Below are 23,622 nucleotides of genomic sequence, written 5' to 3'. Positions count from 1 at the left end.
GTCAGGCCGCTTCCTCGACGGGATCCTTCGAACCGCGTGCCGGCTTGGCGGCCTTCGCGGCGCCCTTCTCGGCGTCGCCGTCGGGGACCATCGCGCGCAGGCGCTCGCCGAGGAGGCGCGGCTGCGAGCCGGACTGCACCGCGAGCACGCCCTCCATGAGCAGGGTCATGCGCTCCACATCCAGTTCGGACAGCCGGCGCAGGCGCGCGCCCAGCGGGAGCCAGAGGAAGTTGGCCGACAGCAGACCCCAGAGGGTCGCGACGAACGCGCTGGCGATCATCGGTCCGAGCTCGCCCGGCTCGGCCAGGTTCTCGAGCACGTGGGTCAGGGAGACGACGGTTCCGATGATGCCGATCGTTGGCGCATACCCGCCCATCGCGCTGAAGAACTTCGCGGCGACCCGGTCCTTCTTCGACCGCGTCGCGATCTCGTCCTCCAGCAGCACGCGCAGCTCGTCGCCGTCGGTGCCGTCCGCGATGTTCTGCAGCGCGCGCTTGAGGAACGGGTCGTCGACGTTGTCGGCCTCCTGCTCCATGGCGAGCAGGCCGTTGGCGCGCGCCTTCTCCGCCAGGCCGACGACCTGGTCGATCACCTGCTGCGGCGGCTCCACCTTCCCGCGGAGCGCGCGGGGGAGCGCCTTGACCGCGGTCAGGAAGTCCTTGATCGTTCCGCTGGCGATCCCGACCGCGATGGTGGCCCCGAAGACCAGCACCATGGGGGCGGGCAGCAGCAGCGCGCTCAGGTGCGCGCCCTCCATCGTCACCATCGCGACGACGGCGCCGAACGCGAGGACGATGCCGATGATCGTTGCCGGGTCCATTACTTCTTCCTTGCTCGCAGGGGGACGGCGCGGGCTTCGGGGTGAGCCCTCCCCGTCTCGTCGTCTTCCAGGCCGGTGAGCGTCACGAGCCCGAGCGGCGGCGCGGGAACGGGTCGCGGGCCGGCGGCGGGGAGATCGTGGGCGAGCGCGATCACGCGCGCCCGGTACGCGGCGATCTTCTCGATCACTTCGGACATGGACTCGGTGACGATGAACTTCGCCCCGTCGACCATGACGAGAGTGGTGTCCGGACTGGCGTGGATGCGCTCGATGAGGTCGGGGTTGACCGCAAACTGGCTGTCGTTCAATCGGGTGACGACGATCATGGGCGCGAATCCTGGTCTCGGCTCCGGGTGAGCCGTCACGAGTGCACTATCGGCCCGCGTCGGTCGGTCGTTAGGGGGACGCGGGGTGGATGGGGAGTGGAAGTGCTGTGGCTAACGGACACCGATACCCTGCCGATAGTCCAACCCGTGACGACTCTGCAGGCCCCGTCGCCGGACGCCCCCGAGGCGCCGGTCTACGACTTCCGGCGGCCGACGACGCTCGCGCGCGAGCATTCGCGCGTTCTGGAGCTGGCGTTCGAGACGTTCGCCCGGCAGTGGGGCACGCAGCTGACCGCGAAGGTGCGCGTGCTCAGCCAGGTGGAGTGCGACTTCGTCCAGTTGCAGACGTACGACGAGTACGCGGCGTCGCTTCCGGCGACCACGGCCATGGTGCTGTGCGAGCTGGAGCACATCGCCCCGAAGGCGGTCATCCAGTTCCCGACCACGGCCGCCCTCTCGTGGGTGAACGCGATGCTCGGCGGTCAGGGCACCCCGGTCGATCACGAGCGCACCTTCACCCAGATCGAGCACGCGCTGGTGCGCCGGCTGATGGATGACGCACTGGAGGATCTGCGCTATTCGCTCGGCTCCATCCTGCTCGCTCCGATCACGGTGGACGCCATCCAGTACAACTCGCAGTTCGCGCAGGCCGCCGCGACTTCCGAGCTGATGATCGTGGCGGGCTTCGAGCTGCGGGTCGGCGAGAACGTCGCCCGTGCGACCGTCGCCCTGCCCGCCGTCGCGCTGCTCCCGCAATTGGGCGAGACGAACCCGACCCACAGCACCGAGAACGCGCGCGAGCTGGTCGACGCCCAGCTGGCGCGCGTCCCCGTGGATGTGGCCCTGCGGCTGGCCCCGGCGGCCGTGCGTCCCAGCGTTGTGTTGGGGCTGGCGGTCGGCGACCTGCTCCCGCTCCCGCATCCACAGCACCGACCTTTCGATCTCACGGTCGGCGGGCAGACCGTCGCTTCGGCCGCTCTCGGCTCGAGCGGCTCGCGTCTCGCCTGCGTGATCGTCAACACAGAGGACTGATTCCGATGAGCATGACCAGCACCGCACACGCGTCCGGCCTCTCGCTCGGGCAGGCGCAGGCCGCCGCCGAGGCGCTCGCCCGCGTGCTGCCGACCGGCGCGCCGCTGACCCCGCTGCTGTCGCAGGGGTCGGATGTGCAGGACGCGGCACGTGCCGTTGTCGCGACGTTCGTCGGCGCCGTCTCCGCCGATCTCGCCGTCGTGCTGCTCGAGGCGCCGCAGCTGGTCGACGAGGGTGCGGACGGCGCGCCGGTGGTGGCGCTCCAGGATGTGCTGCAGCCGGCCCTCGAGGCCGCCAGCGACACGCTCGGCGCGGGCGTTCTGGATGACGCCCGCCCGGACGACGCCTCGGAACTGTTCGCCGACCCGGCCACCTCGGTCTTCGCCCTGTCCGGCCCGTCCGGGGTCGCCGGCTGGTTCGCGGTCCGCGGGCGCGCGTCCGTCGCCGAGCGTACGGGCAACAGCGCACTGGGCGGCAAGCTGGCGCGCATCAGCAACGTCGAGATGGCGCTGACCGTCGAGATCGGCCGCACCCGCATGGCCGTGCGCGACGTGCTCGCGATGGAGCCGGGCGCCGTCATCGAGCTCGACCGCTCTGCCGGGTCGCCCGCCGACGTGCTGCTCAACGGCCGCCTGATCGCGCACGGCGAGATCGTGGTCGTCGACCAGGACTACGCGGTCCGCATCACGAAGATCCTCGACACGGCGGAAGACCTGGACTGACGCGCGGCGGCAGTCACCGTCACCGCAGCGGCGTCCACCCCGGCGGCAGCGCGCCGCCGAGCCCGGCGCGCTCGGCATCCGCTGCTGCCGACCAGCCCTGCGCGGCGCCTTCGGCGTCGAACCCTCCCCGGGCCAGGCGGAACCCGACGTCCTCGTGCTGGGTGCGCGGCGGTCCGCCGCGCCGGACGGACGCCCGTACGTTCCACGCGTCGTCGGCGAACCCGCCACCGCGGAACACCCGGTAGTCGCGGTACCGGCCCGGGTCGAGGAGGTCCCAGCACCACTCCCACACGTTGCCGAGGGTGTCGAACAGGCCGTTGAGATTGGGCAGCCGCAGCCCGACGTCTGCGGGAACCGTCAGACCGTCGGCGCTCGTCCAAGCGACCTCGGGCAGCGGTCCGTAGTGCGGGCCCGTCGAGCCGGCTCGGCACGCGAACTCCCACTCGGCCTCGGTCGGCAGGCGGTAGCCGTCCGCATCCACGTGCCAGGTCACGTCCTCGCCGTCGAAGGTATAGGCGGGGTCGAAACCTTCCCACTCCGAGGCCGCGTTGCAGATGCGCACAGCGCGCAGCCAGCTGATCCGGGTCGCCGGGCGGCGAGGATGCGGGGCCGGCTCGCCGATCAACTCGGCGACCTGCTGCTCGGTCACGGCGAACACGCCCAGCTCGAACGGTTCCAGTTCCACCGTCCAGCGCCGCTTGAGCCGGGCGTCGTGCAGCTGCACGCTCCCGCCCCCAACGCTCGCCATCTCGAAGTCCACGCCTCCACCCTCCCACGCAGCGCCGAAGTGCACGTCGTGGCGGGTATTCGGCGCGGATAGCGACCACGACGCGCACCTCGGCGAACCCCTAACGGCACGGACCAGGCGGCCGATAGTGCGCAGCGTGGAGACCCTGTTCGTTGCGTTGCGCGTCGCGGTGGTGCTCGGCGTCATCGTCGCGCTGCTGTGGTTCGTGCAGCGACGGGTGACGAAGGGCCGCACGTCGGCGCGAGGCCGCCGCGGCAACGCCGTGACCGTCGTCGGACGTCAGGGCATCGGCCAGAAGGCGTCGGTCGTCGTCGTGGATGTTGACGGCAGCCGCTTCGTGCTTGGCGTCACCGAGCGCCAGGTCAGCGTCCTCCATTCCGGGGACCGCCCGCAGGACGCGGACGTCACCCCGCTCAAACCCGTGCGCGAGGTGGAGGCCAGGACCGGCACCACGGACGCGCCGGCGAGTACAGGCACCACCAGCAGCACCAGCACCACGACGACCACCAGGCAGGATGCCGACTTCCTCACGGCGCAGGGACGCGCCTCGCTCTTCGACGAGGCACTCAAAGGCTCGATCCTGTCCCCGGCAACGTGGCGTCAGGCGAGTTCGGCGGTGCGCCCCAAGAAGTGACGGCGCCGGAGGTCACGGCGCGCACAGCGCGCGCCCGCATGCCCCGCCTCGCGGTAGCCGGCGTCCTGGTCGCACTGATCGTCGCGGCCGTCGTCCTCCTCAGCGCCACCGCCGCGCACGCCGTGCCAACGCCCGTCCCGACCCCGTCCGGACCGGCCGGGCCCACGGGCGGTTCCGGCGGCATCACCCTCGACATCAACGGCCCGAACGGCACGCCGAGCGCCGCCATCCTGACGCTGCTCGGCATCACCGTGCTCTCGGTGGCGCCCGCGCTGCTGCTGATGATGTCGTCGTTCACGAAGATCTTCGTCGTGCTCGCGATCACGCGGAACGCGCTCGCGCTCCCGTCCATCCCGCCGAACCAGGTGCTCGCGGGGCTGTCGCTGTTCCTCAGCCTGTTCATCATGAGCCCGGTTCTCGTCGACATTAACAACACGGCCGTGCAGCCGTATCTCGCCGGGCACATCGACTTCACGGCGGCCGCGCACGCGGCTGAGGCGCCGCTGCGCGGCTTCATGGCGGCGCACACCCGCGAGGAGGACATCGCGTTGATGACCCGCGCCGCGGGCCGCCCCAACCCGGAGAGCGTGAGCGCGGTGCCACTGCTGACGCTCATCCCCGCGTTCATGATCTCCGAGCTGCGTGCCGCGTTCATCATCGGCTTCGTCATCTTCGTGCCGTTCCTGGTGATCGACATGGTGGTCTCGGCGGCGCTCATGTCGATGGGCATGATGATGCTCCCGCCGGTGATGATCTCGCTGCCGTTCAAGATCCTGCTGTTCGTGCTGGTCGACGGCTGGGGGCTCATCATCACGAGCCTGATCACGAGCTACGGGGGCGGTGGCGGATGAACCCGAACGCCGTCCTCGACATCGCCATGCAGGGCCTCATGGTCACCGCGAAGCTGGCCGCGCCGATCGTGGTCACCGCGCTGGTCGTCGGCTTCGCGATCTCGCTGGTGCAGTCGATCACGCAGATCCAGGAGGTCACCCTCTCGTTCGTGCCGAAGGCGGCGGCCGTGGCCATCGCGTTGATCATCTGCGGCCAGTGGATGATCGCCGAGCTCGTCTCCTTCACCCACGTGCTCTTCGACAAGATCCCGCAGCTGCTGGGCGGTGGCTGATGTCCATCCCCATCGACCTGGCCGCGATCGAGGCGATCGCGCTGGCCTCCCTCCGCATGGTCGCCTTCCTGGTGATCGCGCCGCCGTTCTCGTACAACGGCTTCCCGGCGCAGGTGAAGGGGATGCTCGCCATCGGGCTCGCCGTCGCCGTCGCCCCGCGCGTGGGCGCCGGCTACCGGTCGGCCGACACCGGAGCGTTCTTGCTCGACATGGTGCGCGAGCTCGCCGTGGGGGCGACGCTCGGGTTCCTGGTCTTCGTGGTGTTCGCGGCGATCCAGTCGGCGGGCAGCCTGATCGACCTGTTCGGCGGCTTCCAGCTGGCGCAGGCGTTCGATCCGCAGTCGATGATCAACGGCGCGCAGTTCACGCGGATGTTCCAGCTCACGGCCCTCGCACTGCTGTTCGCGTCGGGTGGCTACCAGCTGATCATCGGCGGGCTCATCCGCACGTTCGACGCCGTCCCGCTCGCCGCGGGCCTCAGCATGGCCGACCCGGCGAAGCAGATGGTCGACGGGCTGACCCAGATGTTCCTCGCGGCACTGCAGATCGCCGGGCCGCTGATCGTGGTGCTGTTCCTCGCCGACGTGGGCCTCGGCCTCCTCACTCGGGTCGCCCCCGCGCTGAACGCGTTCTCGCTCGGCTTCCCGCTGAAGATCATGCTCACCGTCGTGCTCGCGGCCATCGTCTTCGTCGCGCTTCCGGGCGTCGTCTCCGGGCTCACCGACACCGCCGTCAAGACCATGCTGGGGGTGGGCCGATGAGCGACGCGCAGGAACGCACCGAGCAGGCGACCGAGAAGCGGATGAAGGAGGCGCGCTCCAAGGGCCGCCTCTCGAAGTCGACCGACCTGACCGCCTGGGTCGGCGTCGGAGCCGCCGCCGTCATGCTGCCGTTCACGCTCCAGGCCGGCAGCACCGCGGCGATCGAGCAGCTGTTCTCGGTCCGCTCCGTGATCGAGAGCCCGGACCCGGCGAAGGCGGTCGCCGCCCTCGGCGACGGTCTCGGCAGCATCATGGCGACGATCGGACCGCTGCTGGCGGTCGGTGCCCTCGCCGTGGTGGGCGCCGCGGCCGTGCAGGGCGGCATCCACTTCAAGAAGCTCGAGGGCAAGTACGAGCAGTTCAACCTGGTGCAGGGCATCGGCCGGGTGTTCGGGATGCGCGCCCTCTGGGAGGGCGCCAAGACCTTGCTGAAGTCGGCCGTTGTCGCGATCGGGCTGTTCCTGGTCGTCCAGGGGCTGATGCCGGTGCTGCTCACCTCCGGTTCGATGCCGCTCGCCTCTCTGCTCTCGGCCGCATCCGGCGGCACGGCCGGGCTGCTGCAGGCGGCGATCGGCGCGGGCCTCGTGCTCGCCGGACTCGACGTGCTCGTGGTCATGCGCCGCAACCGCAAGCACACGCGCATGAGCAAGCAGGAGGTGCGCGACGAGAACAAGAACACCGAGGGCGACCCGTTGGTGCGTTCGCACCGGCGCTCCCGGCAGCTGGCGATGAGCCGCAACCGCATGATCGCGGCGATCGGCGGGTCGGATGTGGTGCTCGTCAACCCGACGCACATCGCCGTGGCGGTGAAGTACGAACCGGGCAAGTCGGCCCCGCGGGTCGTCGCGAAGGGTGCGGGCGCCATCGCCCTGCGCATCCGCGAGAAGGCGGAAGAGGAGCGCGTGCCGATCGTCAAGGACATCCCGCTCGCCCGAGCGCTGCACGCGGGGTGCGAGATCGGGGACGAGATCCCGGTCGAGCTCTACAACGCGGTCGCGCGGGTGCTCGCCTTCGTCATGTCGCTCAAGCAGCGCGGTTCCGCCGCCGGGATGCACACCATGCGACCGCAGCTCCAGGGAGGGATGTCGTGAAGCCGAACAAGGGTCTCGCCGCCAAGGTCGCCGTGCCGATCGGGGTCGTCGGCATCATCATGCTGCTCGTCGTCCCGGTGCCGTCGTGGATCCTCGACATGCTCATCATCGTCAACATCATGCTGGCGCTGGTCATCCTGCTCACGACGATGTTCGTCAAGAAGCCGCTCGACTTCTCCGTCTTCCCGTCGCTGCTGCTGGTGGCGACCCTGTTCCGGCTCGGCCTCAACGTCGCCTCCACGCGCCTGGTGCTGGGCGACGGGTTCGCCGGGCAGGTCATCCAGGCGTTCGGGCATGTGGCGGTCGGCGGCTCGATCATCATCGGCGCAGTCGTCTTCCTCATCCTGGTGGTCATCCAGTTCATCGTCGTCACCAAGGGCGCAGAGCGCGTGGCCGAGGTGGGCGCCCGCTTCACCCTCGACGCCATGCCGGGCAAGCAGATGGCGATCGACGCCGACCTCAACGCAGGGCTCATCACCGAGGAGCAGGCGCGGGCGCGGCGCGCGGAGGTCTCGGCCGAGGCGGACTTCTACGGCGCGATGGACGGCGCATCGAAGTTCGTCAAGGGCGATGCGATCGCGGGCATCCTCATCATCGTCATCAACGTCGTCGGCGGCATCGCGATCGGCATGATCCAGCGGGGCATGGAGCTCGGCGACGCGGTCAACTCCTACACGCTGCTGACCATCGGCGACGGTCTCGTGTCGCAGATCCCCGCGCTCCTCATGGCCGTGTCGACGGGCATGATCGTGACCCGGTCGAACGCCGAGTCCGAGATGGGCACGACGGCGAGCAACCAGCTCAGCCAGTCGCGCAACGCCCTGATGATCGCGGGATGCGCCGCGATCGTCATGGCGCTCATTCCCGGCATGCCGCCCATCCCGTTCGTGCTCGTCGGCGCGTTCCTCATCCTCGCGTCGCAGCGCATCAAGACCGCACAGGCGGCGGCGAAGAAGGCGCAGGCGGCGCAGAACGCCGTCGCCACGGCCACCAAGTCGGAGACGACGGAAGACCTGATCGAGCAGATGCGGGTCCACGCCCTCGAGATCACGCTCGCCCCCGACCTCGTCGACATCGTCAGCGGCGCCTCCGACGACCTGCTCGCGCGCGTGCGGGCGCTGCGCCGCAAGATCGCGCTCGAACTGGGCGTGATCGTCCCACCGGTCCGCACCCGCGACAGCGCGGAGCTGCCGCCGTCCACCTACGTGATCAAGATCGCCGGGGTGGAGGCCGGCCGCGGGCAGGCGCCCTCCGGCCGGGTGCTCGCCCTCGGCGACGCCCTCGACAACCTGCCGGGCACGCCGACCGTCGAGCCGGTGTTCGGCCTGCCGGCGAAGTGGATCCCGTCCGAGATGCGGCACAGCGCCGAGCTGGGCGGTGCCACCGTCATCGACCGGGTCTCCGTGCTCATCACGCACCTGTCGTCGATCATCACGGCGAACGCGGCACGCCTTCTCACCCGAGAGGATGTGCGGCTCCTCACCGAGGGCGTCAAACAGGTGAACCCGCCCGCGGTGGAGGAGCTCATCCCTGCTCTGCTCTCGCTGGCGGAGGTGCAGCGCGTGCTGCAGGGGCTGCTCGCCGAACAGGTGCCGATCAACGACCTGCCGCGCATCCTGGAGGCGCTGACGCTGCGCGCGAAGGTGTCGAACGACCCGGAGGGACTGGTCGAGGCTGCCCGCGCGGCCCTCGGACCGGCCGTCGTCGCCCCCCACCTCGACGAGGGGACGCTGCGCGTCATCATGATCGATCCCGGGCTCGAGCAGTCGATGCTCGAGGGCCTGCGTCCGTCAGAGGGCGGCACGCAGATCGTGCTCGACCCTGTGCGGCTGGAGGCGGTTCTCGCCTCCGTGCGCGACACCGCGGCGCGGCTCGACGACTCGGGCGTCTCGGCGGTCCTGGTCTGCGCACCTGCGCTGCGCCCGGCGATCCGGCGGCTGGTCGCCGGCCAGATCGCGGGGCTCGCCGTGCTCTCCTATCAGGAGGTGACCGCCGTGCAGGCGGCGATCGAGACGGTGGGGGTGGTCCGCGGTGCGGAGTCGATCGCGGCCTGAGTGGGTCGGCGGCGACGAGGAGGTCCTCCCGGCCGTCTCGACGTCATCGCTCGCGTTCCAAGCGGTCCTCGACGACCTCGTGCGAGCCGTCGACGCGCCCGACCTCGCCCCGCCCATCCCTCCCGCCCCGCCCACCCCTCCCGCCCCGCCCATCCCCCCCGCCTCGCCCACCCCTGAGCCGAAGGGCACGTTGTGGCGGGAAAACGACTCGAATAGCAGCCACGACGTGCACTTCGACGACGTGGTGCCCGCCGGTCCGCCCCCCGCGCGCCTGCGCGGCCGCGGCGACCTCACCCTCGTGGTGGGGCTCGGTGCGGACGCGGAGGAGGCCGCCCGCGTCCTCGCCGCCTCCGCCGACGCAGGCGCCGAGGTGCAGCACCTCGGCGACCGCCGCGACGCCCTCGCCGCCCGCGCAGACGGTGTGCGCCGCGACATCCCCGTGGTGGCCGCGTTCCCGCTCGCCGGCCCCGCCGCCGTGCCTGCGCTCGCCGCCGACCTGGCCGGCATCGCCCCCGACCAGGTCTGGGTGGCCGTCGACGTCTCGCGCACGTTCGGCGACACGAGCACCTGGGTCCGGGCGGTGGATGCGGTGCTCGCCGTGGACGCGGTGGCCGCGACCGGCGCATCCTTCACCTCGACGCCGGACGACGTACACCGGCTCGGCCTGCCGGTGCTCTGGCTGGACGCGCCGCCCGGCGGATAGGCTGGACCGATGCTGGTATTGACGCGCAAGGCGGGGGAGCGGGTGCTCATCGGCGACGACATCGTCGTGACGATCCTCGAAGCGCGTGGTGACGGAGTGCGGATCGGCATCGACGCGCCGCGCGGCATCCGCATCCAGCGCGACGAGGTCGTCAAGGCCGTGACCGAGGCCAACCAGGAGGCGACCGAGCGCGCCGCCGGCACCGACGACGCCGAGGCGCTGATCAAGAAGTCGCTGGGACTCTGACCGTCGACCCCGGCGCGGCCTGGGCGGACCGCCGGTGGAACCCGTGGACGGTCAGGTAGATGCCGAGGAACAGTTCCCACACGACCTCCGGCAGCGTGAGCACCGCCGACCACGGCGACACCTGATCCCAGACCCCGAAGAGTACGGCGACGCCGGACAGTGACACCAGCGGCCCGCCGATCATGCCGAACCACGCCCAGCCGCGGGGCACGAGTCCGGCCCGGTGCAGCATCCAGCCGAGCATCAGGCCGTTCCCGATGCCGACGACGAAGCCGGGGCCGAGCAGGAACGTCCAGCCGTGCAGCGCGACGAGCGCGTGCGCCACGACGACGGCCGTACCCGCAGCGCCTCCGTCGGCCTCCCGCAGCGTCACGACCGAGAGCAGGCTGAGGATCCCGACCGCGATCAGCGTCGACTCCATCACCCGGGCGACGACGTAGCCGAGCGCCAACGATGGGCTGGTCCGCCGGAGCACCGGATAGAGCACGAGAGCCGTGCCAAGGTTGGCGATGACCAGGGCGATCTCGAGCAGGGCGCCCGCGAGAACCGGCGTGGCCGATCCCGAGCCGAGCACGAAGCGGGGATCGCTCAGCACAGGCCCGTACAGCAGGGCGCCGGGGATGGAGGTGGCGAAGGTGAGCAGGAAGAGCACGCCCGCGACGAGCGAGCGGCGACGGTCCGGGTCCATGATGTCCTCTCGGAAGACGAGGTGTACGGCGTACACCTTCATCGCGATCAGGCTAGGCGTACGCTGTACACCATGTCAAGAGACGTCGCGGTACCCAGGCAGACGCTGAGCACCGCACGGGTGATCGAGGCGGCCGTCGAGCTGGCCGATCGCGAGGGACTCGACGGCCTCAGCATGCGCGAACTGGCTCAGCGCCTCGGCGTCGTCCCGATGGCGCTGTACAAGCACGTCGCCAACAAGGACGACCTGCTCGACGGCATGGTCGACACCGTGTGGGCGGAGGTCGAGGCTCCCTCGCCCGAACTCGGCTGGCGCGAGGCGATGCGCCGCCGCTCCATCTCCCTGCGCGATGCCCTGATGCGGCACCGCTGGGCCGTCGGACTCCTGGAGGCCCGGATGCGTCCGGGCCCGGCCAACCTCAGCCAGCACAACGCGATGATGGGCTGCCTGCGCACCGCCGGCTTCACATTCCGCACGACGGTGCACGTCACGTCGGCCCTCGACGCCTACGTGTACGGCTTCGCGCTGCAGGAGAAGACGCTCCCGTTCGGCACTCCCGAGGAGTCGGGGGAGGCGGCCGCCGCCAAGCTCGACGCCACCCCTCCGGAGCTGGCGCAGCAGTTCCCGCACCTGCTCGAAGTGGTCTCCGAGCTCGCCCGCGCCGGGTACGACTACGACGAGGAGTTCCTCACCGGCCTCGACCTCCTCCTCGACGGCGTGGAGCGTCTGCGACCGGAGTGGATCACGACCGGCTGACGCGCATCCTCCGCCGCGCGCCGGAGCAGAGGGCTCGCGACTGACCCCTGCGGCAGAATGTCCGCATGGCGGTGATCAGGACGGAGCGCGGGCTCGACCGGCTCGTGAACTTCTCCGACGCGACGGTCGCGATCGCGATCACGTTGCTGATCCTTCCGCTCGTCGATCAGGCCTCGAAGCTGGGCGGCAAGTCGTTCGGCGACTTCCTCGCCGAGAACGGCTGGGAGATCTTCGCGTTCGTCATCTCGTTCGCCGTCATCGCGCGCTTCTGGGTCGTCCATCACCGCATGTTCGAGAGCGTGCGCGACTACAACTCCTGGGTCATCTGGTTCAACTTCCTCTGGCTGCTCGCCATCGTCGCGATCCCGTTCAGCGCCAACGTTCTTGCCGAGTCCGACGGGCAGCGGGCGGAGGTCTATGCGCTCTACATCGGCGACATGCTCGTCGCGACGATCGCGACCCGGCTGATCGCCGAGGTGCTGTACCGCACCCCGGAACTGCTCACCGAGGAGGCGCGGGCGCAGATCGACCGCACCAACGGGATCGCCGAGGCGAGCATCATGGCCGTCGCCCTCGTGCTCGCCGTGCTGTTCCCGAGCATCAACCTGTTCTGGCTGTTCCTGCTGTTCCTGTCGGGCCCCCTGCATGCCCTTCTCCACAGGCTCGTCTACGGCCCTTCCCAGACGACAGCCTGAGGGCTAGCGTCGGGGCATGCGCCTGAAGACCGTTCTCATCCTTGTCGTCGTGGCCGTCGCGTACCTGCTCGGAGCCCGCGCCGGGCGCGAACGCTACGAGCAGATCACCGAGGCCGTCACCTCGTTCTGGAACGCGCCCGATGTGAAGAAGGCGCGTAAGAAGGCCGCGGCGCAGGCTCAGAAGGCGCGCAAGCGCCTGTCCTGACGGCTCTGTCCGGCTTGATCGCCTGACCTGATCGCGGTTGACCCGCGCGGATCCCGCCCGAGTGGATCCGACGGGGTCAGCGAGGTTCAGGGCTCGTCGTAGTCCCCGTCGGTGTATTCGCCTTCGGGGGCGTCGGCGGCCTCGTCCGCATCCGTGTACGTACCCTCGACCGCGGGGTCGGGGCCGGGGTTTTCCTCGGTCTCGGTGTACTGACCGTGGACCGTGCGCTCGTGCGGCGCCTCGCCGTCGACCTCGGTGTAGCTGCCCTCGAGGTTCTCGCGTGCGTCGCCGGTCGGCTGCTCTGGGTTGCTCATAGCAGGGACATTACGCCGTGCCGTCGCGCACGGCTACAGGTGCGGTGTGCGCAACGTCGCTGTAGCCGTCCGAGTCCGGCGGAGAGTAGTCTGCGCGCGTCACCCGGACGATCGGCGGAGGGATGAGCGACGAGGCGCGGCCCCACGACTGGCCCCATCATGTGCTCGAGTTGCGCATCCACGGCATCAAGAACACCCCGCCGACGGAGATGCTCGGGCGCGAGCAGAGCGAGCTGCGGCAGACGCAGGGCGACGAGAACGGCGGGTTCTGGTGGGCGCCGAAGCAGGATGAGCCGGACCGCGATCCCGATGACGCGCCCGGAACGATCGACCCGGCCGTTCCGCCGCCCGACGTGCGTACCGAGGCGTACTCGTGGGGCCGGCTGGCCCGGTACGGCTCCGGCCCGCTGCTGTTCATCGGGCAGCTCTTCGTCCAGCTCGCCTGGCTGCTGCTGGCCCCGTTCGGCCTGGCGAACTCGGCGTACTGGACCCGGCGCATCCCGACCCAGCGGCCGGGTGGCGAGTGGGATGCCGGGGTCGGCGGCGCGTCCCTCCGCATCTTCGCGCTCGGACTGACCCTGCTCTACGTCTGCGCCCTCGGCTCCGTGAGCCTCGATCTGGGCGTGCAGTGCGCGACGGGTACGGCGTGCACCGCGCTTCCGGAGGCGGTCACTGGCTTCTTCGCGAACGCGCCGCTGAGCTGGCGCGGGCCACAGCTGTCGCTGCTCTCGCTCGTGCCGATCGCGGGCGTCCTGCTCTTGTTCCTGGTGTCGCGCCGGGCCAGGGCGCGCTACGAAGCGGCGATCTTCGACGCGGCCGACCGGATGGGCGGGCGCGGTGTCCGGCGCAGCGGCCGTTTGCGTCCGCTCGCGTCGGAGGGCTTCTGGCGCACGGCGCGCGTCGGCTCCCCGACCGAGCGTCTGCACCTGGCGGCCGCCTTCCTGCTCGTCGCCCTGCTGCTCGCCTGGGACCGCATGTTCGCCGGCGCTGCCGCGTGCGTGAAGCTGCAGACCTTCGTGTCGGGCGAGTGCCTCAGTGCCGCGTTCGGATCGCGGGACGTGCTCGCCCTCAGCGGCGGGATCATCGCGGCGGCAGGGCTGACGGTCACCATCATCCTGGTCGGGGTGTTCGCCGAGACGACGAGCACGGGGGATGCCGGCGACACCTCGGTCGACGAGTTCCTGCGCGACCGCCTCCGCCGCACCGGCACGGTCACAGCCTGGGTGCTGGTGGCGGCCGTCCTCGTCTACCTCTACGTCGGCGCAACCCTGTGGTTCGGCGGCGAGTATGCGGCGCCGCCGTCGGGGGCGTTCCTCGGGCTCGCGACCGCGCCATCCATCATCCTCGGCGTACTGCTCGCCATCTGCATCTCGGCGCTGGGATGGCGGCGAGGGGTGCCGCACGGGCTGTCGATCGCCCTGATGACCGGTGCAGGGCTGACCTTCCTCGCCGGTGTCGCGCAGAATCCGCCGACGCAGAACGCCGCGCCGGGTCCGCTTCGTTTGCCCCTGTTCGCCATCGCGGCCGTGCTGACCCTCGCGCAGCTGATCCTCGTCTGGCGGTGGCCGTACTTCCCGAGCGGCCGCCGGGCCGGACCGCCGGAGCGATTCCGGGCCGAAGGCTGGGCGGGCATGGGTCCGGGCGTCGTCATGCTGTGGTCGCTGGGCGCCGCGATGATCCTCTCCACCCTGCTCGTGCTCGGGGTGCAGGGCTGGCTGGTCAGCGGGTCGCCGCCGTGCGGCTGTGCGACCCCGCCGCACGCGGTCTTGCGGCCGCCGATCGTCTACCACAACTTCGGCGACGTGCTCCCGTTCATCGCCATCGCGCTCGCCCTCGTCGGGATCGGCGTCGCCGCCGCGGTCCTGCGCTGGGTTCCGCTGCTGACGACGCCCCGCACGCGCGACGGCCGCCGTCCGCTGCTGGAGCAGGTGGATGCGTACCGCGACGGCCGCATCGCCGCGAGCACCACGGCCGACCGCCTGTCGCTGAAGATCCTGCGTGCACGGCGACTCGCCGCGCTGGTGCATCGGGGTGAGCCCATCCTCGGAATCCTCGCCGCTTTGCTCGCCGTCGGCTTCGTCGTGGCGCTCGCCGTCTCGTACTCGGTCGTCTTCCGCTGGATCGACGCGCTCGTCGGACCGGCCCTCGCGGTGATCGCCGCCGCCATCCTCGCGGTGGTCGTCGAGAACGCGCTGACCGCCAAGGAACGCCCGATCAGCATCATGTGGGACCTCATGTGCTTCCTCCCGCGGGCGGGCCATCCGTTCGGTCCCCCCTGCTACGCGGAGCGCGTCGTCCCCGAGCTGCGCGACCGCGTCGCCGACTGGCTGACGCACGACCTGGAGCCGCCGGAAGGCCTCACGCTGGCCGAACGACTCCGCTGGCGCGACGAGCAGGAGGAGGTCGCGCTCGGCGAGAAGCGCCCGTTCAGCGTGGTCCTCTCGGCGCACAGCCTGGGCGCCGTGCTGGCGGTCTCGACGCTGTTCACCCTGCGGCCGGACGACGCCGACCGGCTGCGCAACGTCGCCCTGCTCACCTACGGGTCGCAGCTGCGCGTCTACTTCGGACGGTTCTTCCCCGAGCTGTTCGGACCGGATGCGCTCGGCACCCTCGGCTCGCGGCGTCCGCTCCTCGGCAAGGCCGACCCGTGGTTCACCCAGGTGGAGCGCGATCAGGACGGCGACCCGGTCGTCATCGGCGCGTCCGGCGCATCCGACCCGTCGCTCGTGCAGCTGCTGACACAGGAGGACGGCTCGGTCGCCTGGATCAACCTGTGGCGCCGGACCGACTACCTGGGCTTCCCGGTCAACAGCTACCGCCTCGAAGACCGCCGCCCGGACGACATCGACCGGGGAGCCGACGAGTTCGGCCCGCCGCGCTACCTCGTGAAGGTCGCGACGCATCCCGATTACCAGTCAGCGCCGCAGTACCGCGTGGCGCTCCTCGACCTCATCGCCCGCCTCGACACGCCCGCCCCGCCCGCTCCGCCCGCCTCCCCATCCGACAGCTCCTGAGTTTTTCGGCCTTTTCGACCGCGAAACGCCGAAAAACTCCGGAGCTGTTGGCGAGGAGGCCGCGGGCGCGGGGATGCACGGTACGCCGGGAGGCGGGCGCCGGTAAGCCCCCTTGCGGGCGGCGGGGGTGCGGCGTTTCGTGGGGCCCATGACCGATTCGCGCGATGCACAGGAGCCGATCACCGGCCACGACCCCACCAACGGGTTGGCCGGTGACCTCGAGGGCGACGACGGCGGTGCCGCCGAGCCCTCCGCGGACAAGGACGTGATCCAGGAGGTCATCCCGGATCTCGACGACGCCCGCGCCGAACCGGAGGACGGGACCTCCGCCACCTCGTACAGCGAAGAGGGCAAGCCGTGAGGCGCCCGGGAAGGAGCGAAGCATGAGTGACACCAGCGGACTGCCGAACACGGACGCCGAGGGCGTTCCGGCCGAGGACAAGCCCGAGCGCTTCGAGCAGGGCCAGGGCGCCGACGCCGAGCGCGACGCCCAGGCCGCCGAGCCCGCGGAGACGGAAGCCGGCCAGTCCGGAGACGTCTCCGAACCGCACGAGACGGGAGTCGCACCGGAAGGGGCAGAGGATGTGACGGCCGCCGACAGCGGCACCGACCAGGCCGAGCCCCCGCCCGCGGACTTCGATCCGGCTGACCAGCCGTCCAACCCGGACCTCGTGGGGCACGTCGAGCCCCCGGACTGATCCGCCGCATCCAGCCACCGGCGTGACGCCGGTACCCGACCGGCCCCGCCCTCTTCATCCCAGGGCGGGGCTGCTCGCTGTCCGGGTGCGGCTGTCAGCGCAGCAGCGCAGTTCAGACGTGCGGCCGCCCGGCCAGCCAGCAGGCGCCCGCGATGATTCCGACCACGCACATCCCCACGCCCACGCCGAGCACCGGGGCGTCCCCGCCGGTCCGCGGCAGCAGCAGACCGACGACGAACAGCAGCGCGCCGACGTTGAGCGTCACGGCGGAGACCCAGCCGAGTGTCGTGCGCAGCGTCGCGTTCATCCGGGCAATCGTAGCCCGTCGGGCGGCTACTCCCCGTCGATCAGTTCGAGCAGGCGCTTGGTCTCACGGGCGATGTCATCGTGGTCGTTCTGTGCGGCGCGGCTCTCGAGCGAGATCACCGCGCAGCGGTGCGCCTTCGTGAAGTCGCCGTACGGGAAGCTGAAGCGGCCCTTGGTCTCCTCGCTCTTGTCCGGATCCTCGCCGAGGTGCCAGAGCGCGTAGTCGTCCCAGCCGTTCTTCTCGATGTAGCGGTTCTCCTCGTCGGCGCTGGGGGCGTGTTCGCTCCAGTCGTCGCGCTCGTCGTGCACGACCTTGCCCTGCTCGACCAGCTTCCTGGCGTGCTCCAGCGCCTTCTTGTTGAGACGTACCGTCATGCCTCTCCCTGGTTGCCTGTCGCGGCCGTCTCCGCGTCCAGCGACTCGTTGATGAGGGATGCGACGAGCATCTTCCAGTCGGATCCTTCGTGCAGCGTCTCCGTGTAGCCCGGGGGCACGGCGCCGAACACCGGCTCGTGCTCCTCCCCTTCGACGGCGACGCGGACCAGGGTCCCCAGTTCGGCGTGCGATTCGTCGAGGACGACCCACACCCCCGCCGTCTTCTTCTCCACGTGGAAGATGCGGCCCCGGTACGGGTACCGCACGCTGGACATCTCGAGCTCGCTCGCCGACATGGCGACTCCTCTCGTCGGACTCGTCGGCACCTATCGAACGCCCAGCGCCCGCGCTTGGCAAGAGGGATGTCGCGAGCGGCCGCTGCGGAGCGCGCGCTCGCCGCAGGCCCAGCGGGGTCTCAGGCTGACCGTCGGCCGCTGAGAACGCCGTCGATGCGGTCGAGCAGGTCCGCCGGGTCGTCGAACACCGACACCGCTCCGGCTTCGAGCAGCTCGGAGGGCCCTACCCCGCCGGACAGCACGCCCGCCGCGCGGACGTGCGCGCGCGCCGCGGCCATCATGTCCCACGTCGAGTCGCCGATGAAGAGCGCGTCGGACGGCGCGGATCCCGCGCGCTCCAGTGCGACCTCGATGATCCCGGGCTCGGGTTTGGCCGTCGCCACATCGTCGGCGTTCGTCGTCGCGTGGATGGCGTCCTCCGCATCCAGAGCATCCATCAGCAGCTCCAGCTCGTCCGTCGGCGCGGAGGTCGCCAGCACCACCCGGATCCCGCGCGACGACAGCTCCCGCAGCAGGTCGCCCGCGTGCTCGAACGCCCGCAGCCGCCCGGCCTGCTCGCGGTAGTACCGCGAGTGCAGATCCTTCGCCCGCTTGACCCAGTCGTCGTCGCGGTCACCGACCAGCCCCTCCAGCAGCCGGGCGGAGTCCTGCCCGATGGCCCGGTGGATGCGCCACGAGTCGACGGGCGTCCCCATGTCGGCGAACGCGCGGCTCCACGCGTCGACGTGAAGGAAGTTGGAGTCGACCAGGGTCCCGTCGACATCGAAGAGCACTGCGGAGATCGTCATGGCTCCACGACTACCACCCCTTGCGCACGCCCGGCATGGGGTGCACCGTTCCCGGCATGGCTGATCACTCGTATCCGGAACTCACCGACCCGCGCACCGCCATCGTCACCGGCTCCGACTCCGGCATCGGCCGAGCGACCGCGGTCGCCCTCGCCCAGGCCGGTATGGACGTCGGCATCACCTGGCACTCGGACGAGGAGGGCGCGGAGGAGACCGCGCGCCTCGTCCGCGCGACCGGCCGCCGTGCCGTCGTCGCGCAGCTCGACACCACCGACGCTCCCGCCTGCGGCGACGTCGTCGACCGCATGGCCGACGAGCTCGGCGCCTGCGACGTCTTCGTCAACAACGCCGGCCTCAACGGCGGAACCCCCTTCTTCGAGACCGACTGGGAGACCTGGCGGAAGACCGTCTGCGCCGATCTCGACGGCCCGTTCGTCTGCATCCAGCGCATGGCCCGGCGGATGGTGGATGCGGGACGCGGCGGTCGCATCATCGGCGTCACCAGCGTCCACGAGCACCAGCCGCGGGTCGGATCCGCCGCGTACGACGCCGCCAAGCACGGGCTCGGCGGCCTCCTGAAGACCCTCGCGCTGGAGCTCGGCGAGTACGGCATCACCGCGAACGCCGTCGCGCCCGGCGAGATCTCGACGCCGATGAACGACCCAGAGGATGAGGACCCGCGCGAGGTCCACCGCCCCGGCATCCCGCTTGGGCGTCCGGGAGACGCGCGCGAGATCGCCGCGGTCATCGCGTTCCTCGCTTCGCCGGCGGCCTCGTACGTCACCGGCGCATCCTGGGCGGTCGACGGCGGGATGCTGCAGATGGGCCCGCAGGCCGGGTCGCACCTGACTTCGGACGACTGGCGCCGCCTGTAGTCCTGCTCTTTACGTTCTGACGGCCCGCGCCGTCGCACCTCGTCGTGCGGCGGCGCGGACTTTTCTGCGTCAGCTGTCTTTCTTTGTCGGCGGCCGCCTGGTGTGATCGGTCCGGGGCCATCTCCCGCGTCGGCGTCTCCCATCCGCCGCCCCGAGATGAAGACCGGTGGGTTCGCCTGGCTTCGGGTGCCCGCGAACCCGCCGGCGCCTCCCTTCCCGCGTGCTGTCTGCTTTGCATTTCTTTTGCCTGATCAGGTGTTTTTCTTCGACAGGTGTCTTTCGGGCCCGTTCTCGACGTGGTGATAGTTCGGTAATAAAAACCTGGCCGTCGTCGCGTAATAGAACACCGGAACCATCGTCCTCATAAGTGAGGACACCTGGTCCCCGAACGCATTCGCTCGTGAAAGCGGCGCTTGTCCGACTCGTCGGAGGCGCTGCGATCGCTGAACGTTGAGGAACATTTTGAAGCGCTCACTCGTGACGACACACGTGCTCACCGACCGACCCCTGGTCGGCTGGTCCCCCCTGTGCAGCGACTGGGCGCGAGTGGGGGAGTGCTGACCATGACGCGTCAAATCCGAAGCCGTTCCCGCCGGGTCAAGCTGGCTCGCCGCTGGAGCCTCGGCATGTTCGTCGCGGCGTGCGTCGCCGTCGGCGCGCTCGTCGGCACCCTGATCCTCCCGCAGTACTACTCGAACGCCGCGACCACCGCCGTCTCCACCATCTTCAAGACGGCGACCAACACGACGAACGGCTCCGTGGCGCGCTCCTCCGACGCCCCGGGCGGCGCGGCGACCGGCACGGCGAAGCCCGGCGACAACCTCAAGTGGGTCGTCAGCTACCAGAACAACACGGGTGAGAACGGCTCCGTCGACCTCAGAGACACGATCACCAGCTCCGGCACGTACGTCCCCGGGTCGCTGCAGCTCCCGCCCAACCAGAACGCCGCGGGCGAGATCAAGCCCCAGTACTCCACAGACGGCGGCGTCAGCTGGGCGCCCGGCACGCCCCCGTCGAACGCCAACGGTCTCGGCTACACCGGGACGGTGGTGCCGCAGGGCACTGCCCAGGTGTCGGCGAAGTTCCCGAGCCCGACCTCGAACATCCTGACGACGGCGTCCGGTGACGCTTACATGACGCTCTCGCGCAATGGCCTGACCTACAACGTGTATCACCACCGCACCGGGCCGATCGTCTATTGCGCGAAGACCGACGGCACGACCTGCCCCGGCTGGCCCACGAACGCGAACAACCAGTACTGGTCCTCGACGGTCGGCCAGGCGATCGGTACGGGCACCGACTTCGTCGGGTTCTCCGCCAGCCAGAATGGTATGTGGATCGACGCGAACAAGATGTACTGGTACGCGGGCACCGGCACGCCCGGTAGCTCGACCGGCCAGGTGGGCGTGGCGTGTCTCGATCTGTCCACGACGACCCCGACGAGCTGTGGATTCCGGGGTCTGTTCACGGCACCGGACATCAACGGGACCATCGGCGCCATGATCAGTGGCACCGGGCTCTTCTACAACGGGTTCACGTACGCGTCCGTCATGACGGCGAGCGGTGTGCGCCTCCTTCAGATCACGCCGACCGGAACTCTGCAGAACAGCGTCCTGCTGCCCAACGCCGTTGCCGTCAGCAACATCAACCTCACGACCGCAGTATTCGGCAATAGAATCTTCGTTACTGCGCCGATTTCTCCGGTCGCCGGCACGTCCAACCGCACCTATTGTTACAGCACGATTACGTGGAACGTGTGTTCCGGCAACTGGCCTGTCGTGGCCCCGGGTCTCGCGACTGCGGGCGCCGTCGTGTACGCGCCGATTCTGGAGACGACCGGCGCCCAGCAGGGTGTCTGTGCCATGGCCAGCACAGCCAATGGGGGCGCCTCCGCGTGCTGGGACGTCACCGGAAGTCCCAGGGCGAATCCGTACACCGGCACGGGGGCGAACTTCACGTTCCTCATGGGTGAGGGGTTCCAACAAGGCGCCAAGGTGTACACGGCGGCAACGAACAACGTCACGTGTCGCGACTTCTCCCTCTGGAGCGGCACGGGCGCTGTTCCGGCGTGCGCAGGCTTCACTCCGCCGCAGAACCGGGCCAACTACACGACGCGCACGGCGTATGACGTCGCTCCGAACTGTCTCGTCGCGACCGGCGACTCCGGTCAGATCACCTTCTTCAACGCGATTACCGGCGGCGGTTGCGTCGGAGTCACCGGACCGAGCACCATCACGGTCAATCCGCCCGCCTACTACTGCGGCACGGGATCATCGAGCTTCCGCGGCTGGACAACTCTCACCCTGCCGGGCATGGTGGCGGGCACCTACACCAACTCGTCGGTCACTTTGCGTGACCAGAGCAACAACATCATCAGCGGCTTCAACAACGTGACCCTGGCACCGGGGGGCACGCTCAATCTCGCGACCATCCCCACCACGGTCACCTCGATCACAGCCTCCGTCACGGTGAACGGCGTCAACGACCCGTCCGGCGTCGTGAACGGCCAGATCAAGCTCAACTGGTCCGGCGACGCTCCTCAGCTCTGCTTTCAGACCACGGCTCCGCCGGTCTCGTGCGACGCGGCAACTCCGGTCACCCTCTCAAACATCGCCAAGGCGGTCACCACCTCCGCGGCCGGCAGCGACGCCCCCGGTGGCAACTCCTCGGGTCCGACTGAGTTCACGGTGAAAGCCGACCCGTCGCAGTGTTCCCTGGCGATCAAGAAGTCCGTCTCCACCCCGTACGCGAAACCGGGGGACAAGATCACCTACACGATCACCGTGAAGAACACGGGCACCCAGGCGTACAACAGCGCTTCGTTCACGGACGACCTGACGGACACGCTGAAGGAGTCCACCTACAACAACGACCAGACCGCTTCGCAGGGCTCGATCAACTACACCGCCCCGAACCTCGCATGGTCGGGCGGCCTTGCGGCGGGTGCGACCGCCACCATCACCTACTCGGTGACCGCTAACGCCGCGACAGCGGGCGGCGATCGCAAGCTCGACAACGTGGTCGTCTCGACCACGGTGGGCAGCAACTGTGCGGCCGGACCAGACGTGAACTGCACGGCCACGTCGTCGGTCGGAACGATCTCCGTCACCAAGACCGCTGACGATGCAGCGGTGGCGAAGCCGGCGAAGGTCGGCGACACCATCACGTACAACTTCTCGGCGAAGAACACCGGCGGCAACACGTTGACGGGCGTCACGATCAATGACCCGCACGCGGGCCTGTCCGCGCTCACCTACACCTGGCCGACGCCGGCGTCTCCGGGCCGCCTGCTCGTAGGCGAGACCGTGACGGCGACGGCAACGTACAAGCTGACGCAGGCCGACATCGACAACGGACTCGTGCCGAACACCGCGACCTCCACCGGCAACATGCCGAACGGCGTCGCCGTGACGTCCACCCCCGCGAACGCCCAGGTCCCGCTGACGCAGGGTCCGGATCTGACGTTCACGAAGGATGCGGTGAGTTCGGGGGTGTCCTCGCCGGCGAAGGTGGGCGATGTGATCACCTACGTGATGAAGGCGAAGAACACCGGGAACACGACGTTGACCGGGGTGACGATCACCGATCCGAAGCCGGGTCTGTCGAACCTGGTCTACACCTGGCCCGGCGTGGCGGGAGTGTTGCAGCCGTCGCAGGAGGTCGTCGCGCAGGCGCAGTATGTGCTGACGCAGGCGGACCTGAATGTGGGCATGGTGTCCAACACGGCCACCAGCTCCGGGAACCCGCCGACCGGTCCTCCGGTGACCCCGCCGCCGGCGACCACGGACACCCCGCTGACCCAGGGTCCGGGCCTGGCGCTGACCAAGGGCGTCAACAACTCCCAGGTGAAGATCCCGGCCGCGGTCGGCGATGTGATCACCTACACGTTCGTCACTGAGAACATCGGCAATGTGACGATGACCGGGGTCACCATCACCGACCCCAAGCCGGGCCTGTCCGCCCTCACCTACACGTGGCCGGGCACCCCGGGCACTCTGCAGCCGAAGGAGAAGGTCACCGCGACCGCGACCTACCGGCTCACCCAGGCCGACCTGGACGCCGGTGAGGTGAACAACCAGGCCACCACCTCCGGGAAGACCCCGGACGGGACCACGGTCACCCCGCCCCCGGCCGCGACCGACACCCCGCTGGTGGCGAACCCCACCCTGAACCTGATCAAGACCGCGAACGCGTCCGCGGTGAAGAACCCGGCGACGGTCGGGGACACGATCACCTACACCTTCACCTCCACCAACACCGGCAACGTCACCCTCACCGGGGTGAGCATCACCGACCAGCTCCCGGGCCTGTCCGCGATCAGCTACACCTGGCCCGGCACCCCCGGCACCCTC

Annotated in this window: 26 protein-coding genes and 1 pseudogene; 18 read left to right on the top strand and 9 right to left on the bottom strand. The window is 69.9% G+C overall.

The window, feature by feature from the left end:
• Window position 1 precedes the first annotated feature (1 nt).
• Both AXZ95_RS00135 and AXZ95_RS00130 read right to left on the bottom strand, forming a co-directional pair.
• Window positions 2–820, bottom strand: coding sequence for a MotA/TolQ/ExbB proton channel family protein (locus AXZ95_RS00135; protein WP_018188952.1), 819 nt, complete (start codon window positions 818–820; stop codon window positions 2–4).
• Entirely contained in the window at window positions 820–1,146 is a 327-nt protein-coding gene (locus tag AXZ95_RS00130; protein WP_018188951.1) for a flagellar FlbD family protein, read from the bottom strand. Before AXZ95_RS00130 ends, AXZ95_RS00135 begins: the two co-directional genes overlap by 1 nt.
• A gap of 147 nt (window positions 1,147–1,293) precedes the next feature.
• On the opposite strand from AXZ95_RS00130, the gene AXZ95_RS00125 reads away from it, so the two are divergent.
• Window positions 1,294–2,178: a flagellar motor switch protein FliM gene (locus AXZ95_RS00125; protein WP_018188950.1), complete on the top strand. Its 885-nt coding sequence runs from the start codon at window positions 1,294–1,296 to the stop codon at window positions 2,176–2,178.
• A gap of 5 nt (window positions 2,179–2,183) precedes the next feature.
• Window positions 2,184–2,900 carry a flagellar motor switch protein FliN gene (gene fliN / locus AXZ95_RS00120; RefSeq protein ID WP_020076242.1) on the top strand — a complete coding sequence of 239 codons (717 nt, stop codon included), beginning with the start codon at window positions 2,184–2,186 and terminating at the stop codon, window positions 2,898–2,900.
• Between the two features lie 19 nt (window positions 2,901–2,919).
• On the opposite strand, the gene AXZ95_RS00115 is transcribed toward fliN, so the two are convergent.
• Window positions 2,920–3,660 (bottom strand): SUMF1/EgtB/PvdO family nonheme iron enzyme, encoded by a 741-nt coding sequence (locus tag AXZ95_RS00115; RefSeq protein ID WP_018188948.1) that lies wholly within the window; start codon window positions 3,658–3,660, stop codon window positions 2,920–2,922.
• 124 nt (window positions 3,661–3,784) lie between these two features.
• On the opposite strand from AXZ95_RS00115, the gene fliO reads away from it, so the two are divergent.
• From fliO to csrA, 8 genes are read left to right on the top strand one after another with little or no spacing between them, the layout of a single operon-like run.
• Window positions 3,785–4,282: a flagellar biosynthetic protein FliO gene (gene fliO, locus AXZ95_RS00110; RefSeq protein WP_018188947.1), complete on the top strand. Its 498-nt coding sequence runs from the start codon at window positions 3,785–3,787 to the stop codon at window positions 4,280–4,282.
• Between the two features lie 38 nt (window positions 4,283–4,320).
• Window positions 4,321–5,133: a flagellar type III secretion system pore protein FliP gene (gene fliP, locus AXZ95_RS00105; protein WP_051087282.1), complete on the top strand. Its 813-nt coding sequence runs from the start codon at window positions 4,321–4,323 to the stop codon at window positions 5,131–5,133.
• Window positions 5,130–5,405 (top strand): flagellar biosynthesis protein FliQ, encoded by a 276-nt coding sequence (fliQ, locus tag AXZ95_RS00100; protein ID WP_018188945.1) that lies wholly within the window; start codon window positions 5,130–5,132, stop codon window positions 5,403–5,405. Before fliP ends, fliQ begins: the two co-directional genes overlap by 4 nt.
• Complete coding sequence (locus AXZ95_RS00095) at window positions 5,405–6,166, top strand: flagellar biosynthetic protein FliR (protein WP_018188944.1); 762 nt, start codon at window positions 5,405–5,407, stop codon at window positions 6,164–6,166. Before fliQ ends, AXZ95_RS00095 begins: the two co-directional genes overlap by 1 nt.
• Entirely contained in the window at window positions 6,163–7,257 is a 1,095-nt protein-coding gene (locus AXZ95_RS00090; protein ID WP_018188943.1) for an EscU/YscU/HrcU family type III secretion system export apparatus switch protein, read from the top strand. The genes AXZ95_RS00095 and AXZ95_RS00090 overlap by 4 nt, the downstream gene beginning before the upstream one ends.
• Entirely contained in the window at window positions 7,254–9,311 is a 2,058-nt protein-coding gene (locus tag AXZ95_RS00085; protein WP_018188942.1) for a flagellar biosynthesis protein FlhA, read from the top strand. Before AXZ95_RS00090 ends, AXZ95_RS00085 begins: the two co-directional genes overlap by 4 nt.
• The gene (locus AXZ95_RS00080; protein ID WP_018188941.1) at window positions 9,289–10,014 is read left to right on the top strand and encodes a hypothetical protein; all 726 of its coding nucleotides are present in this window, start codon (window positions 9,289–9,291) and stop codon (window positions 10,012–10,014) included. The genes AXZ95_RS00085 and AXZ95_RS00080 overlap by 23 nt, the downstream gene beginning before the upstream one ends.
• Window positions 10,015–10,023: 9 nt before the next feature.
• Complete coding sequence (csrA, locus tag AXZ95_RS00075) at window positions 10,024–10,260, top strand: carbon storage regulator CsrA (protein ID WP_018188940.1); 237 nt, start codon at window positions 10,024–10,026, stop codon at window positions 10,258–10,260.
• Here the strand turns inward: csrA and AXZ95_RS00070 are convergent.
• Window positions 10,238–10,990: a DUF4386 domain-containing protein gene (locus AXZ95_RS00070; protein WP_018188939.1), complete on the bottom strand. Its 753-nt coding sequence runs from the start codon at window positions 10,988–10,990 to the stop codon at window positions 10,238–10,240. The genes csrA and AXZ95_RS00070 overlap by 23 nt on opposite strands.
• Window positions 10,991–11,020: 30 nt before the next feature.
• Between AXZ95_RS00070 and AXZ95_RS00065 the strand changes: the two genes are divergently transcribed.
• From AXZ95_RS00065 to AXZ95_RS00055, 3 genes are all read left to right on the top strand, one after another.
• Window positions 11,021–11,704 carry a TetR/AcrR family transcriptional regulator C-terminal domain-containing protein gene (locus AXZ95_RS00065; protein WP_231374283.1) on the top strand — a complete coding sequence of 228 codons (684 nt, stop codon included), beginning with the start codon at window positions 11,021–11,023 and terminating at the stop codon, window positions 11,702–11,704.
• A gap of 65 nt (window positions 11,705–11,769) precedes the next feature.
• Window positions 11,770–12,399, top strand: a complete 630-nt coding sequence (locus AXZ95_RS00060; protein WP_018188937.1) for a TMEM175 family protein — start codon at window positions 11,770–11,772, stop codon at window positions 12,397–12,399.
• Between the two features lie 16 nt (window positions 12,400–12,415).
• On the top strand, window positions 12,416–12,604 hold the full coding sequence (locus AXZ95_RS00055) for a hypothetical protein (RefSeq protein ID WP_018188936.1): 189 nt from the start codon (window positions 12,416–12,418) through the stop codon (window positions 12,602–12,604).
• An 86-nt stretch (window positions 12,605–12,690) separates the two neighbouring features.
• Here the strand turns inward: AXZ95_RS00055 and AXZ95_RS00050 are convergent, their stop codons facing one another.
• Window positions 12,691–12,918, bottom strand: coding sequence for a hypothetical protein (locus AXZ95_RS00050; RefSeq protein ID WP_018188935.1), 228 nt, complete (start codon window positions 12,916–12,918; stop codon window positions 12,691–12,693).
• 122 nt (window positions 12,919–13,040) lie between these two features.
• On the opposite strand from AXZ95_RS00050, the gene AXZ95_RS00045 reads away from it, so the two are divergent.
• The 3 genes from AXZ95_RS00045 (at window position 13,041) to AXZ95_RS00035 (ending at window position 16,630) form a co-directional block, all read left to right on the top strand.
• A complete protein-coding gene (locus tag AXZ95_RS00045) occupies window positions 13,041–15,932 on the top strand; it encodes a hypothetical protein (protein WP_018188934.1) in 2,892 nt (963 codons plus the stop codon).
• Between the two features lie 148 nt (window positions 15,933–16,080).
• Window positions 16,081–16,293, top strand: coding sequence for a hypothetical protein (locus AXZ95_RS00040; RefSeq protein WP_018188933.1), 213 nt, complete (start codon window positions 16,081–16,083; stop codon window positions 16,291–16,293).
• A 22-nt stretch (window positions 16,294–16,315) separates the two neighbouring features.
• A complete protein-coding gene (locus tag AXZ95_RS00035; RefSeq protein WP_018188932.1) occupies window positions 16,316–16,630 on the top strand; it encodes a hypothetical protein in 315 nt (104 codons plus the stop codon).
• A 112-nt stretch (window positions 16,631–16,742) separates the two neighbouring features.
• Here the strand turns inward: AXZ95_RS00035 and AXZ95_RS00030 are convergent, their stop codons facing one another.
• The 4 genes from AXZ95_RS00030 to AXZ95_RS00015 all read right to left on the bottom strand — a co-directional run bounded on the left by AXZ95_RS00030 (window position 16,743) and on the right by AXZ95_RS00015 (window position 18,395).
• A complete protein-coding gene (locus AXZ95_RS00030) occupies window positions 16,743–16,937 on the bottom strand; it encodes a hypothetical protein (RefSeq protein ID WP_018188931.1) in 195 nt (64 codons plus the stop codon).
• Window positions 16,938–16,963: 26 nt separating this feature from the next.
• Window positions 16,964–17,311, bottom strand: coding sequence for a hypothetical protein (locus AXZ95_RS00025; protein ID WP_018188930.1), 348 nt, complete (start codon window positions 17,309–17,311; stop codon window positions 16,964–16,966).
• Window positions 17,308–17,607, bottom strand: a complete 300-nt coding sequence (locus tag AXZ95_RS00020; RefSeq protein WP_018188929.1) for a hypothetical protein — start codon at window positions 17,605–17,607, stop codon at window positions 17,308–17,310. Before AXZ95_RS00020 ends, AXZ95_RS00025 begins: the two co-directional genes overlap by 4 nt.
• 119 nt (window positions 17,608–17,726) lie before the next feature.
• Window positions 17,727–18,395, bottom strand: a complete 669-nt coding sequence (locus AXZ95_RS00015) for an HAD family hydrolase (protein WP_018188928.1) — start codon at window positions 18,393–18,395, stop codon at window positions 17,727–17,729.
• Window positions 18,396–18,451: 56 nt separating this feature from the next.
• Here AXZ95_RS00015 and AXZ95_RS00010 point away from each other — a divergent pair, with 56 nt between their 5' ends.
• The gene (locus AXZ95_RS00010; RefSeq protein WP_018188927.1) at window positions 18,452–19,270 is read left to right on the top strand and encodes an SDR family oxidoreductase; all 819 of its coding nucleotides are present in this window, start codon (window positions 18,452–18,454) and stop codon (window positions 19,268–19,270) included.
• Window positions 19,271–19,833: 563 nt separating this feature from the next.
• Window positions 19,834–23,622, top strand: a pseudogene (locus tag AXZ95_RS00005) (DUF11 domain-containing protein); the annotation flags it as partial.

The sequence above is a fragment of the Leifsonia sp. 115AMFTsu3.1 genome, from assembly GCF_004362795.1.
Lineage (GTDB): Bacteria > Actinomycetota > Actinomycetes > Actinomycetales > Microbacteriaceae > Leifsonia.
The sequence above is the reverse complement of the archived record's forward strand: the minus strand, read 5'-3'. Positions and strand labels throughout refer to the sequence as shown.

What these genes read in the sequence shown, in the direction of transcription:
- AXZ95_RS00130 (WP_018188951.1), bottom strand. Translation starts at nt 1,146, where the DNA reads ATGATCGTCGTCACCCGATTGAACGACAGCCAGTTTGCGGTCAACCCC.
- AXZ95_RS00010 (WP_018188927.1), top strand. Translation starts at nt 18,452, where the DNA reads ATGGCTGATCACTCGTATCCGGAACTCACCGACCCGCGCACCGCCATC.
- AXZ95_RS00035 (WP_018188932.1), top strand. Translation starts at nt 16,316, where the DNA reads ATGAGTGACACCAGCGGACTGCCGAACACGGACGCCGAGGGCGTTCCG.
- fliP (WP_051087282.1), top strand. Translation starts at nt 4,321, where the DNA reads ATGCCCCGCCTCGCGGTAGCCGGCGTCCTGGTCGCACTGATCGTCGCG.
- AXZ95_RS00060 (WP_018188937.1), top strand. Translation starts at nt 11,770, where the DNA reads ATGGCGGTGATCAGGACGGAGCGCGGGCTCGACCGGCTCGTGAACTTC.
- AXZ95_RS00090 (WP_018188943.1), top strand. Translation starts at nt 6,163, where the DNA reads ATGAGCGACGCGCAGGAACGCACCGAGCAGGCGACCGAGAAGCGGATG.
- AXZ95_RS00055 (WP_018188936.1), top strand. Translation starts at nt 12,416, where the DNA reads ATGCGCCTGAAGACCGTTCTCATCCTTGTCGTCGTGGCCGTCGCGTAC.
- fliN (WP_020076242.1), top strand. Translation starts at nt 2,184, where the DNA reads ATGAGCATGACCAGCACCGCACACGCGTCCGGCCTCTCGCTCGGGCAG.
- csrA (WP_018188940.1), top strand. Translation starts at nt 10,024, where the DNA reads ATGCTGGTATTGACGCGCAAGGCGGGGGAGCGGGTGCTCATCGGCGAC.
- AXZ95_RS00070 (WP_018188939.1), bottom strand. Translation starts at nt 10,990, where the DNA reads ATGAAGGTGTACGCCGTACACCTCGTCTTCCGAGAGGACATCATGGAC.
- AXZ95_RS00020 (WP_018188929.1), bottom strand. Translation starts at nt 17,607, where the DNA reads ATGTCGGCGAGCGAGCTCGAGATGTCCAGCGTGCGGTACCCGTACCGG.
- AXZ95_RS00025 (WP_018188930.1), bottom strand. Translation starts at nt 17,311, where the DNA reads ATGACGGTACGTCTCAACAAGAAGGCGCTGGAGCACGCCAGGAAGCTG.
- AXZ95_RS00065 (WP_231374283.1), top strand. Translation starts at nt 11,021, where the DNA reads ATGTCAAGAGACGTCGCGGTACCCAGGCAGACGCTGAGCACCGCACGG.
- AXZ95_RS00045 (WP_018188934.1), top strand. Translation starts at nt 13,041, where the DNA reads ATGAGCGACGAGGCGCGGCCCCACGACTGGCCCCATCATGTGCTCGAG.
- AXZ95_RS00095 (WP_018188944.1), top strand. Translation starts at nt 5,405, where the DNA reads ATGTCCATCCCCATCGACCTGGCCGCGATCGAGGCGATCGCGCTGGCC.
- fliQ (WP_018188945.1), top strand. Translation starts at nt 5,130, where the DNA reads ATGAACCCGAACGCCGTCCTCGACATCGCCATGCAGGGCCTCATGGTC.
- AXZ95_RS00050 (WP_018188935.1), bottom strand. Translation starts at nt 12,918, where the DNA reads ATGAGCAACCCAGAGCAGCCGACCGGCGACGCACGCGAGAACCTCGAG.
- AXZ95_RS00015 (WP_018188928.1), bottom strand. Translation starts at nt 18,395, where the DNA reads ATGACGATCTCCGCAGTGCTCTTCGATGTCGACGGGACCCTGGTCGAC.
- AXZ95_RS00030 (WP_018188931.1), bottom strand. Translation starts at nt 16,937, where the DNA reads ATGAACGCGACGCTGCGCACGACACTCGGCTGGGTCTCCGCCGTGACG.
- AXZ95_RS00135 (WP_018188952.1), bottom strand. Translation starts at nt 820, where the DNA reads ATGGACCCGGCAACGATCATCGGCATCGTCCTCGCGTTCGGCGCCGTC.
- AXZ95_RS00040 (WP_018188933.1), top strand. Translation starts at nt 16,081, where the DNA reads ATGACCGATTCGCGCGATGCACAGGAGCCGATCACCGGCCACGACCCC.